This is a genomic window from Kitasatospora sp. NPDC028961 (assembly GCF_055564815.1).
Genome location: NZ_JBVHVO010000026.1, coordinates 22,633 through 35,142, shown reverse-complemented (window position 1 = coordinate 35,142; position 12,510 = coordinate 22,633). Strand labels below are relative to the sequence as shown.

The 12,510-nt window shown below is 71.6% G+C and carries 5 protein-coding genes; all 5 read left to right on the top strand.

Features of this window, described 5'->3' with window-relative positions; genetic code table 11:
* The first annotated feature begins 648 nt into the window (after window positions 1–648).
* Window positions 649–1,986: a GH1 family beta-glucosidase gene (locus tag ACZ4UX_RS30025; protein ID WP_465708939.1), complete on the top strand. Its 1,338-nt coding sequence runs from the start codon at window positions 649–651 to the stop codon at window positions 1,984–1,986.
* A 686-nt stretch (window positions 1,987–2,672) separates the two neighbouring features.
* Window positions 2,673–8,009 carry a coiled-coil domain-containing protein gene (locus ACZ4UX_RS30020; protein ID WP_465708938.1) on the top strand — a complete coding sequence of 1,779 codons (5,337 nt, stop codon included), beginning with the start codon at window positions 2,673–2,675 and terminating at the stop codon, window positions 8,007–8,009.
* A gap of 137 nt (window positions 8,010–8,146) precedes the next feature.
* Window positions 8,147–9,490, top strand: coding sequence for a hypothetical protein (locus tag ACZ4UX_RS30015; RefSeq protein WP_465708937.1), 1,344 nt, complete (start codon window positions 8,147–8,149; stop codon window positions 9,488–9,490).
* A 237-nt stretch (window positions 9,491–9,727) separates the two neighbouring features.
* Entirely contained in the window at window positions 9,728–11,230 is a 1,503-nt protein-coding gene (locus ACZ4UX_RS30010; protein WP_465708936.1) for a TIGR02677 family protein, read from the top strand.
* Window positions 11,227–12,510 (top strand): TIGR02678 family protein (locus tag ACZ4UX_RS30005; protein WP_465708935.1); only part of this gene is annotated, 1,284 nt, incomplete at its 3' end. The genes ACZ4UX_RS30010 and ACZ4UX_RS30005, both read left to right, overlap by 4 nt.

Here is a 12,510-nt window from a genome sequence, read left to right as displayed (position 1 = left end):
GGCGTTTGTTTCCCCACTTGGGTGGCCCTGTCGCCCAGCCAGCGGGAATGCCGGAGGGTCAGCGCCCCCCTCCCCTGGTGGGGGGGGGGCTTCCCCCGGACCCCCCCCCCCCCCGGCCCCGACCCGCCACCCGGCCTTCGGGAATCGCTCAGCTCGCCTGCGCCATGGGGCCGACCCTGCGGCGCGGCCCGAACGCCCGGATGGGCCGGTTCCCGGCCTTCGGGAACCCTTCGGCACCGCTCGGCCATGCCGGGCACGACTGTTGGCAGCACGCGGACGGCCTTACGGACGTTCTCAGTGATGGCATGTCCGACCGAGAAGGTGGTGCGGGTCCCGTGCTGCCGCAGGGTCCGAAGGCCCAGGGCTCGGCCAGCGCGGGGAAGATACCCGTCAGTCGAGCGGGACACGCTCAAGGTGAAACGCCGCCTGGAGGACCGTCGGTAGCCGGCGGGTGGTCGGTCCTGATCCGCCCGCTGCGATCCGAACCCGCGGGCCGGCGGAGCTGATGGTGGACCAAACGGCGGTCGGAGCAGTGGTGGTTCGGTGGGGTCCCGGTGTCCTGCGCCAGGTGTCGTGGTCGTCCACCTCTGGTGCTTCAGCGCCCGACCAGTAACATGAGCCCTCCTCGCGTTTCTGTAGGAGGTTGTCATGCAGGCTCGACTTGAACTGCCGTCCGGGTTCCGCTGGGGCGTCTCCACGGCGGCCTACCAGATCGAGGGGGCCGTCGAGGAGGACGGTCGCGGCCCGTCGGTCTGGGACGTGTTCGCCGCTCGGCCCGGCGCGGTGCGGGACGGGCACACCGGGGCGGTGGCCTGCGACCACTACCACCGGTATCCCGAGGACATCGCGCTGATGCGGGGCCTCGGGTTGGACGGCTACCGGTTCTCGATCGCCTGGCCCCGGATCCGGCCGACCGGCGCGGGCCCGGTCAACCCCGCCGGGCTCGACTTCTACGACCGACTGGTGGACGCCCTGGTGGACGCCGGGATCACCCCACTGCCCACGCTCTTCCACTGGGACCTCCCGCAGGCCCTGGAGGACGCCGGCGGCTGGCTGAACCGCGACGCCGCGTACCGGTTCGCCGAGTACGCGGCGCTGGTCGCGGACCGGCTCGGCGACCGGGTACCCGCCTGGATCACCCTCAACGAGCCCTTCGTGCACATGGTCTACGGCTACGCGATGGGCATCCACGCCCCCGGCCGGACCCTGATGCTGGACGCCCTCCCGGCCGCCCACCACCAGCTGCTCGGCCACGGCCTGGCCGCCGCCGCCCTGCGCGAGCGCGGCCTGGAGGTGATGATCGCCAACAACCTCACCCCGGTCTGGCCCGCCTCCTCCTCGGCGGCCGACCTGGCCGCCGCGGAGGCCTACGACGCCCTGCACAACCGCCTGTTCACCGACCCGCTCCTGCTCGGCCGCTACCCCGACCTCGCCGCCTACGGCGTGGCCCCCGACCTCGGCGGCAGCGTCCGGGACGGCGACCTGAAGCTAATCGCCGGGACGCCCCTCGACGGCCTCGGCGTCAACTACTACAACCCCACCCGCATCGCCGCCCCCACCGACCCCGGCCTCCCCTTCGCCGAAGCCCCCATCGAGGGCGTCCCCCGTACCGCCTTCGGCTGGCCCGTCGTCCCCGACGGCCTGCGCGAACTCCTCGTCGGCCTCCGCCAGCGCTACGGCGCCGCCCTCCCGCCCGTCACCATCACCGAGAACGGCTGCTCGACGGCCGACACCCTCGACGACCAGCCCCGCATCAACTACCTCGCCGGCCACCTCGACGCGGTGGCCGCAGCGGTCGCCGAGGGCGTGGACGTGCGCGGCTACTACACCTGGTCACTGCTCGACAACTACGAATGGGCGGAGGGCTACCGCCAGCGCTTCGGGCTCGTGCACGTGGACTTCGCGACGCAGAAACGCACGCCGAGGGCCTCGTACGCCTGGTACCGCGAGCTGATTGTCACTCACCGAGAATGCCTCGGGCAGTAGTTGCCCATGCGACCATGCCGTGCGCGCGAGCTGGTGGCAATCCTGATGTTTGAGCGCCGAATAACAACTGCTGTACTGGTCGGTTCCCCTGCAGACGGACTCACAACTGTGTGAAGATGACTGGCGTGCCGCCAGCTCCTGAACTCCGCCGTTGGCTCTCCAGCCAGCCGCCGGACGCCCTCCAGCGCCTGCTCGCCTTCATCACCGTTGCGCACGGCCATCCCTTCGGATACAAGGGCGAGCCGACCCGACAGGCCCGCGTGAGTGCCGCGGGTATGCGTTCCTGGGTCGCGAAGGCTCCTGCGGATCTGCTCCTCCACATCGCCGAAGTCGGGCGCGAGGTGGCCGACCAGATGGTCCGTCAACAAGATGTCGCCAAACAGGGCTTGCGGGGTGTGGACACCGAGCGTTTGAGGGCGGCGTTGACGAACCTGCCGCCGGCGCTCGCCTGCCTCGCCCTCCACTCGTATCCGCTCGGCGACGAGGGCACACCCGGACGCGGCCACGTCCTGGAGCACTGGGACACCCTGTGGGAGGCCGCCGCCACTCCGGCGGACTGGCCGGAGCCGAAACGCCCCCGACGCGCGAGCAGGGCGGAGGCGCGTGCGTCCGGCGCGACCTCACGGGAGGCCCGGTGCGGGGACCCGAACAGCACGCGATCCGAAGCCGCAGACGGGGAGAACTCGGTGTCCGACGACCTGCCGGAGAAGCTCGAAGCCGCTGCGCACCGCCTGCGCAGGCAAGGGGAGTTGCTCGCCGGGCGGCTGGAGGACCTGGCGGTGGATGTCCGCAGAGGAGCGGGGCGGCGGGATGCCGAGCTGTCCGCAGCGGTGGACGCCTGGTTCGGTCAGCGGGCTGCTGTGGCCGAGTTGGTGCTCGGGATCGGCGCCGACGCCGAGTGGGCGACTGAGCAGACCCATGACGACCTCGATCGAATCCTGGTGGACGTCCGCTCGGCGAGGATCGGCGAGGAGATCGCTGCGGCAACGGCCGAACGCGAGAGGCTCGTTGCCATGCTCGGCCAGGTGAGCTACCCGGGTGTGCTGACAGCGCTGCAGGTCGAGGTTGACACCATCGACGCCCGGCTCCAGGAGCTGCAGGCGCTCGACGGACGGCAACCCGTGTCCCACCCGGTCGACGCCGCCCGTCCGGAGGAACCCGCCGAGCCGGACACAACGGGGCGCGCCGACGGCGGGGAAGTGCCCTCCCCGGCGGGGACGGATGCTGTGCCCGTCGCGGCCGAGGGGGACACGCAGCGGGCGGAGGGAGCCTTCGAGACGTCGGATCAACTCACGGACACCCTCGACACGTTGCTCTTCGAGGTGCAGCAGGCCGGCCCGGAAACCGCACAGGTGGAGCCCGAGGCGCGTGACAGCGCGACCGGACCCGTACCGACGCTCGTCCACACGGCCCCCGCGCCGACCGAGCCGGCGTGGCCGGCCGAGCCGAACGGCGGCACCGACCCCGCCACCACCGCCATCACCGCCTCCGCCACCTCGGTCGGCGAGCAACCCGCCGGCGTGGCAGTGAAGTCGATGGAGTCCCGCACCGTCCACCCGCCCGTCATCCCGAAGCAGGCATCGGTCCAGGCCGAGCCGAAGCCCGCAGTGGTGGCGGAGGCGCCGGAGAGCGTCGGGCCGACCGATGTCTGGATGCGGACCGGCGCCACCTCCTCCCCGGTCGAGCGGATGATCGCCGAGGGCAGGCTGGCCGAGGCGTACTGGCTGACCCTGGCCGCCCGGGAGCGCCCGGAGCGGTGCGAGTCCGTGGCCTTCGCCACGTCGGCGTTCGGGCTGGCCCCGGGGCAGCAGGCGGCGATGAACCTGCAGATCGGCGTCGAGGACAAGGCGCTGCCGACCGCGGAGGACCGCGACGGTTACCTCATTGCCTTGGCCGCCGCGGTGCGCAGCGGACTGCAGGCGGGCTGGGCGCTGCCGATCGTCAACGATTTCGTCCAGCTCCCCGGCTTGCCCGAGGTCTGGAACGAGCTCTTCCGGACGCTGGCGCTGGAGATCCGCAGGGGAGTCTCCGTCCAGCCCGGCGACGAGGTCCGGCTCGGGCAGGACGACACCGTCGACCCGGCCGATCTGCGTGACCGGGCGGTGGCCCTCAAGGCCCGTCTGGGGACGAGCAAGACGGCGTACCAGCTGGCGTCCCGGGTGCTCCAGACGCTCCTCAAGGACGATGCGGAACTCGGGCGCACCCTCAACCTGATCGCGGCGTGGTCGGCGGGCGGTGCCACCTCCGAGCAGCTCCGTCAGGACCTGGAGGACACGTACGGGGAAGACGACGCGATCGACCGGATCATCAAGGAGACCACGCGCAGGGTCAGTTCGCCCAACCAGCGCAAGACCAAGATCATCGCGACGGCCCTGGACCAGTTGAGGGTGCGCATCGGGGAGGTGACGGCGCTGCTGCGCGAGGCGGTCCAGGTCGCCGAGATGCCGCCGCGCGGCGACAGCCGGCGACTCGGAAGCGAGCTGGTCGCGGCACTCCGGGCGGCGCACGAGGCGACACTGTTTCCGGGCCCCGGCGGCGAAGCGGTGCGGCTGCTGCTCGAGTGGATCGGTACCGGAACGTCCGGGGGCGTTTCAAGGGCCCTGCCCAGCCTGCCCGGCACCGACGCGCTGCTCGTGCTGCCGCGCCTGGCCTGGACCACGGCGGCGGACGGCCAGGACGCGCCGGACCTCACCGCGCCGGACGCGCTGGACGCCGTGCTCGAGTTCCTGGAGCCGGCCGATCCGGGGCAGGCGTTCGCCGCCCACCTCGACCGCGGCGACCTGCACATCGCGGTGCGGCTCGTCGACCTAGCGGCAGCGGGTCGGCTGGGCGTCCTCCCCGCCCCGGAGGCGAACCAACTGGACACGTGGCGGCGCCGGCTCGGGGACGCCGCGGCCCAGTGGCGCCTCAGGGTCGAGGGAACCCTGTGCCAGGCCGATGACCTCTTCGCACGGGTCCGCCTGCAGAACCTGATCACCCCCGAGCAGGAGAGCCAGTTGGCGGCTCAGCTCCTCGACCTCAAGACCTCGGACCGGAGCCTGCGGTTCCGTCGCCTGCTGGAGCAGGTGCAGGAGGTCGTCGCCCGACTGGAAGAGAGGATGCTGGAGAAGACGGACCAACTGCGCGAGCAACTGGTCGAACTGAACCTCGAGGAGGCGGACCTCGCCCGGATCGGCGCTCTGATCGACCGCGGCGACGTCGCCACCGCGGAGGAACTGCTCTCCTTCGCCCGCAAGGGCGACCGCATCCCGGAACAGGTTGCGGAGACCGGTACCGAGTTGGCCGCCTTCCTGGAGGGCGTGCGCCACCCGGACGCGCCCAAGGCCAGCAGCGCCGGGGCCGACGCGCGCTGGTGGTTCGGCCACTACGCCCGTGGGCGCTCCGGTCAGGCGGAGACCGATGCGGTCACGGTCGCCCTGGAGGCCTGGGAGTCGCTCGGGCGGCTGAACGAGCGCCGCAACTCCTTCCAGAAGCACGTCCCCAGCGTGCTGCGGATGCTCGGCCTGAGCGTCAAGGGCCCGGTCCGGCTGGTGGACCAGGACCGCAAGGACTGGCAGGTGATGACGCTCTCGATCACCGCGGAGATAAGCGACAATGTCCCGGGCTACGTGTCCCGGATCGGATCCCGGGCCAAGGGCGTCTACCGGGTCGTCATCGTCGGCACCGAGGAGCTCGGCCCCGATGCCCTGCTGCGCCACCTGCCCGAGTCCGCACTCGGGGCCAACATCATCCTTTACCTGCAGCCGCTCGGCATCGGCGGGCGCCGGCGCCTCGCCCAGGCCTCGCACCAGAAGCCGCAGCAGGCGATCGTCGTCGATCCCGCGGTGTTCGGTTGGATCGCCGCCGGTGAGGCCCGCTCCTTCCGCGCGGTGCAACGGGTGACGCTGCCGTGGGCCTCGTACCGGCCGTACGAGCCGTTCCAGGCCGGCCAAGTCGCCGCCGAGGTGTTCAAGGGCCGCGACGACGAGAAGAGCACGATCATGGCCCGCGAGGGCGGCCTCTTCCTCTACGGCGGGCGGCAGCTCGGCAAGTCCTCACTGCTCCAGCAGGTGGCCGACAGCTTCCGGGCGGGGCACGGCGGCAACCAGGTGGCGGTCTACACGGACCTGCGGTTCGCCGAGATCGGGCTCAGCCGGCTCCCGCAGGAGATCTGGAGCGTGCTGGCCCAGCAGCTGAAGGACGCCGGGGTGCTCCACCATGGCGTCTCCGAGCACGCCGCCCCCACCGCCATTGCCGAACAGGTCCAGCAGTGGCTGGACGAGAGCGAGGAGCGCCGCATCCTGTTCCTCGCCGACGAGGCCGACGCGTTCCTCAACGCAGACGCCCGGCCGGTCGAGACGGCGGGGGCGCAGTCGACCTTCCGGACTCTCACCGGCCTGATGAAGCTGATGGCCGACACCGAGCGACGGTTCAAGATCGTATTCGCGGGCCTGCACCAGGTGCAGCGCTACAACAGGCTCACCAATTCGATCACAGGGCACGGCGGCGAGCCGGTCCTGGTCGGTCCGCTGCGCGCGAAGGCCGCGATCGACTTGGTCGTCGAACCACTGGCCGCAGTGGGGCTGTTCTTCGAGAACCCCGATCTGGTCTGGAGCATCCTGGCGCTGACCAACAACCAGGCCAACCTCGTCCAGATCGTCTGCGAGGGACTGGTCGAGGAGATGCAGGGCCGCTCCCTGTCCGCGGAGGGCGGGCGCCCCCAGATCACCAACGCCGACGTGCAGAAGGTCGTCGAGTCCGGAGGCATCCGGGACAAGATCCGCGACCGGCTCCGCCTGACCATCGACCTGGAGGACCGCTACCGGGTCCTGACGCTCATCCTGGCCCTGCGCAGTCTCACGGAGGGCTACGCCCGCGGCTACACGCCCCAGGAGCTTCAGGAGGAGGCGCACCGGGTGTGGCCGGACGGGTTCCCGGAGCAGAACGGCGTGGACGAGGTCCGGACCGACCTGATGGAGATGGAAGGCCTCGGACTGGTCCTCCCGCTCCCGGGGCGGAGCAACAGCTTCGTCATGCGCAGCCCGAACCTCGTCAACATGCTCGGCACCCGCGACGAGCTCGAAGCGGAGCTGCGCACCAGCGAGTTCACGCAGAAGTACGACTACAACCCGCGCGTCGCCCGTCGGTCCATCGACGACGACGGCCGGATCATGCGGATGAGTCCGCTGACGGACGAGCAGTGGCACGAGGTGCTCTCCCGGCGCACTGCGGTGATCACGGCCTCGGCGGCGCTCGGTGCGGACTTCCTGGCCAAGGCCGCGGAGCAGTACGTCGGAAGGGAGTGCCAGGTCGTTCCCGTGGCGCCCGCGGAGCTGCGCCAAGCAGTCACCAAAGGGGCCCGTGAGCGCTCGCCACACCTGCTCTTCGTCGATCTGCGGGGCGTTCCCGCAGTGGACGTACGGGCCGTCGTCGAGCAACTCACCAAGTACGCCTCGGCGTCCGAGGAGGAAGGCAAGGAGATCCCGCGCCGGCGTGCGCTGGCCGTCGTCGACCCGTTGACCGCGCTCGGCCCGGACTTCCCGGACGTGTTCCGGGCGCAGCCCCGGCGCTGGAACGCGACCAGCCTGCGGGCCTGGCCGGAGCAGCCGTTCGTCTCGGTCCAGGAGCGCCGCAACCTGATCGAGGTGACCGGGGGCTGGCCCGCCTTCGTCGAGCAGGCCATCGCCCAGTACCTGCAGGGCGCTCCCCGGGAGAGGCTCTTCGACGCGATGTCGAACCGGACGGACGAGGCCGGTTTCGCCCGCAAACACCTGCAGAGGGCCGGTCTCTCCGACCGCCGTGTCGGGCAGATGGCCGGCTGGGCCGACATGTTCAGCGTGGAGGAGCACCGGCAGGGCATGGCCCACGCCATCCCCCAGGACCTGGCCGTCGTGCTCGACGACGACTTGGACGAGGCCGAGGCGCTGCTGGCGGACCTGGAGGCGCTCGGGGTGCTCGACGACGACGGAGAGCTCCTCACCGTGGACAGCGTCACCTTCCGCGCGCTCAAGACCGTGGCACGCGTTCAGGGCGGGGCGGTGTGACGGATCTCCTTGGTCCGGCCGGCGCGCTGTCCCCGGAGGTGGTTCGGTACCTTCCGGGCGCTCGCCGTCACTGCGCCGCAGTGCTCGCCGACCTGCGTGCCGGGCTGACCTGCGTCTGGCTGTTTCCGGACGCCGAGGTGGCATCGCGCCGTGCCGACCGGGCCGTGGACGAGGTGATCCACGACCTGGACGACGTCGTGGACGTTCCCGGTAAGGAGACGGCTCCACGCCTGGCTCCGGTCGCGGCCCTGCCGGAAGCGCGGGGCTCCCGGGAGCCGCTCGGCACCGGGGGCAGGCCAGCGGGCCACCGCTTCGAGGACGCCTTCGACGTCGACGACGGCTTCGGTGGCTGGGATCCGTTCGGAGTCTTCGGCAGTGGGGGCTTCCAGCCGTCCGAGGTTCCGCCGCCCGTACACACCGTCGACGGACGCCTCGCGGAAGGCCCGGACACCGACGTCACCGCGCGCCTGGCCCACAGCCTCGGTTCGGACGGGGACTTGGTCGCCGAACTGGTCGGCAACGCGGACGGCCGCGCGCTCGTGCTCGTCATCCGCGCCTGGACCGAGGCGGACCCGCACGCGGTTTCCCGGCTGCTACGCCGCTTCCAGGCCGCCGTGAAGGAGGCCGGCCTCAAACCGAGCGACCGTCCGCGGCTGCTGGTGGCCTCCCGCCTCCAGGACCTGGAGACGGACACCATCGGGCTCCTAGACGGTACGGTGTCGAGGCCGCACTGGTGGTGGGGGGTGTGGAACCACCTCGACACGGCGACCGTCGTCGCCGACGCGATTCCGCATCCCGGCTTCGGACAGGCGCACAACCGCATGACGCCGACCAAGCTGATCCAGCACGCCCTGCGCCGCGAGATCGTCGTCCAGACGGCCGGTCCCGATCTGGGGCTGGCGGTGGAGCTGGCCAGGGCCTGGAACGGCACGATCGGTGACCTGGCTTCCGCCCTGCGGGGGTGCTGCCTCGTGGACGACACCGAAGAGCCGGGCTCCCAGGGACGCGGCACGCCCGGAGCGGCGTACGCGCCGCTCCCTGAGAACGGCTTGCGCGAGGCGTGGTCGGCCGGGCTGGTCGACAGCTGGGAGGGGCAGATCCGTCATACTCCCCGCTCCGGCGGGGCGGCACTCGACAAGCTGGTCTGGCAGGCTCAGAACCGCGTTCTCCTGCCCCTCGTCGACGACGCCCGCGTCGGCTTCGTCGAGCTGCTTCCGCGCATAGCGGTGCGCGGCGTCAACCGGCTCGTCGACACCTACGTCCGGCAGTCCCTGCGCGGTGCCAACGGCTCATCGGCGGACCTGGCCTCCATGGAACTCGGCGAGCTCTACGACGCGGCCGTGCACCGGGACATCACCCTGACGGACGAGGAGTTCGGTCGGCTGCGCACCCTCCGACGGGCGCGCAACAAGCTCGCCCATCGCACGCCCATCGACGATGCCCTGCTCCGAGACCTACTGGACGCGCTCACCGGCTTCTGACTGCCGCGCTGTCGGTCATTTCGCGCCGCTGAACGGGCCGAGCTGAGACGCCTGGTCACCGCCCTGTGTCAGCTCCTTGGCCCGAAGCTACTCTCGTGCTCACCGGGGACGTCGCCGTCTATCACACCGTCGCTGCGCGGATGCGAGGTCGAGAGTTCTGGTCGGTGCGTCGGTGCGTCCGCGTACTGTGGTGCCCGGACGAGGGGAGGGGAGCCGTTGCGCAGGGTGCCGGCGGAGATGTTCCGGTTCACGACGGGGGAGAAGGCCGGGCTCTACGGTGCGATCCTCCAGGCCTTCGGTGCGGCCAACGAGCGGCTGGAGACGGCGCTCGGACTGGACGACGTCCGGGCCCGGCTGCGGACGGTCGGCTGGCTCGACGACGTCCATGACGATGATCTGCAGGATGCGCTGCTCAAGCTTAGGGAGTGGCAGCTGCTGGACGTCGTCCAGAACCACGCGGAGAACTACCGCAGTGCCGAGGAGTACGAGCGCCGCAACCTCCAGTACTCGCTGACCAGACGTGGTGAGGCCGCGTTCGCCGGGGTCGAGCACGCGCTGTCCGTGCTCGCGTCGACGGGGGCGTTGCAGACGGCGGTGCTGGAGGCGATCACTGACCGGCTCGACGAGCTGTACGTCCTGCTGAGAGATGCCGCCTCCTCGGACCGCCGGGTCTTCACCACGTTGCAGGAGCTGGAGGGACACCTGGCGGCGTTGCTGGCCAACACTAAGGCTTTCAACGGGGAGTTGCAGCGCTTGCTGCGCGCCGAGGGCGCGGACCTGGCGACCTTCCGCGAGGTGAAGGCCTCGACGGTGGCGTACCTCCAGGAGTTCCTCGTCAACCTCGACCAGCGGGGGCAGGCGGTGGCCGCCGCCGTGGAGCGGGTCGAGGAGCGCGGGGTCGGGCTGCTGCACGAGCGGGCGCTGCGGGGGGCCGAGCTGCCGCCGGGCGTCGACGGCGATCCCGCACTCGCGTGGCTGGAGCGGCGGCGGGCGCGGTGGGAGGGGCTACGGGCCTGGTTCCGGCCTGTGGACGGGGCGCGGCCGCGCGTGGAGCAGCTGCACGATGTGGCGCGGCGGGCGATCGTGACGCTCCTTCAGGTCCTTGACCGGATCACCGAAGCGCGGCGCCGCTCGTCCAGCGCCGTGCAGGACTTCCGGGAGCTGGCCCGCTGGTTCGCCGCGGCGCCCGGCGAGGAAGACCTGCACCGGCTGTGGTCGGCCGCCTTCGGCCTCGGATCGGCCCGTCACGCCCATCTCGCGCACCCCGACCCGGAGTTGGTTCCCTCATCGGCCAGCTGGGCCGAGGCCCCGCCGGTGGAGGTGTCGGCCCTGCTGCGCACCAGTGGCAGCACCGAGCGGTTCACGCGCACCGGGAAGGTGCGCGACATCGGTGGCATCAAGGCGGTCCGGACCGAGCGGGCCCGTAAGGAGCGCGCCGAATTGCAAGCGGCATGGGACGTCCTGGGCACCGGAGGGCCAATGCGGCTCTCCGGCTTCGGTGCGCTGGACCACACGGTCTTCGAGCGACTGCTCGACCTCCTCGGCCGGGCACTGGCCGTGCGACCCGATGCCGACGGATCGCGTCGGGCGGTCACCTCCGACGGCCGCGTCGAGATCGTGCTCCGGACGCTGTCCGACGGCGGGCGGGCCGTGCTGCGGACGTCGCGTGGGACGCTGGAGGGGCCCGACTACCTGGTGGAGATCCGCAACCCCGCGGCGATCGTGGAGGCGGCGGGATGAGCACCCTCGCCAACCAACTGGTCCTGGCCGAACGGCAGGACGTCGCCCGGGGCATCAGGCTCCTCCTTGGCCGGCCGCTGATCACCGAACGCGCTGACCCGACCGCCTTCGAGCTGATCCGCCGCCGGCAGGACCCGCTGACGAAGTGGTTCGACTACCACTGCGGCTGGCAGCTGGTGGTGGAACCGCGCCTGGGTTACGCGCGCCTGCTCAAGATCCGGACGGTCCCCGACGCCTCGCGCCCCGCCCGTCGGCCGCGCGCTGGCAAGGGCCCGTTCGACCGCCGCCGCTACACACTGCTGTGCGTGGTCGCGGCCGAGCTGCTCCCGGTGCCGGTGACGACCGTCGGTCTGCTCGCCGACCGGGTCGTCCAGGCCTGCGCCACCGACGAGGCGCTGCCGCCCTTCGATACCGCGAGCAAGTCCGAGCGCATGGCCTTCGTGGACGTCCTCAGACTGCTGGAGGCCTGCGGTGCGCTGCTCACCGTGGACGGCGTCACTGACAGCTTCGTCGACTCTGCGAAGGCCAAGGTCCTCTTCCGGGTGGACGCCACCGTCCTGATGCGCCTGATCGCCGCGCCCGTCGGGCCGTCCCGGCTGGCCGTGCCGGCGCAGGACGTACCGTTGCGCTTCGAGGAACTCCTGCGCCGCACGGTGCGTGAGAGCCGGTACGGCGGTGCCGAAGCCTCCGACGCGCAGCGCAACCTCCGGCTGCGGCACTCGGTGCTGCGCCGGCTCCTCGACGATCCCGTCCTTCACCACGACGAGCTCGGCGCCGACGAACTCGCCTACCTCACCTCGCCCACCGGGCGCCAGATCGTCCGGCGCGCCGCCGAGCAGGGTGGCTTCGTGCTGGAGGAACGGGCCGACGGCCTGCTCCTCGTCGACCCGGACGGGATCGCCACCGACAGCCGCTTCCCGGACGATTCCGCGACGGCCCGCGTCGCCGCCCTGCTCCTGCTGGAACCGCTGACGGCCGCTCCGGACGGACTGACACCGGAACAGCTCAGCGGCGAGGCGGCCGAACTGCTGCGGCGCTTCCCGCGGTGGGCGAAGGGCTACCAGTCGGAGGACGGAGCCCAGCGCCTCACGGCCGACGCCGTCCGCGTCCTCGGCGACTTCGGCCTGGCCCGCCGGATCGGCGACCGCACCGTACCCCGGCCCGGGGGGGGGGGGGGGGGGGGGGGCGCGAAAGACACCCCCACCATTAGCACCAGCGGCGACCCGACTGCTAACTGGACTCGCCAGGGAAAAACACAACTCACAGGGCACCAGCCACCC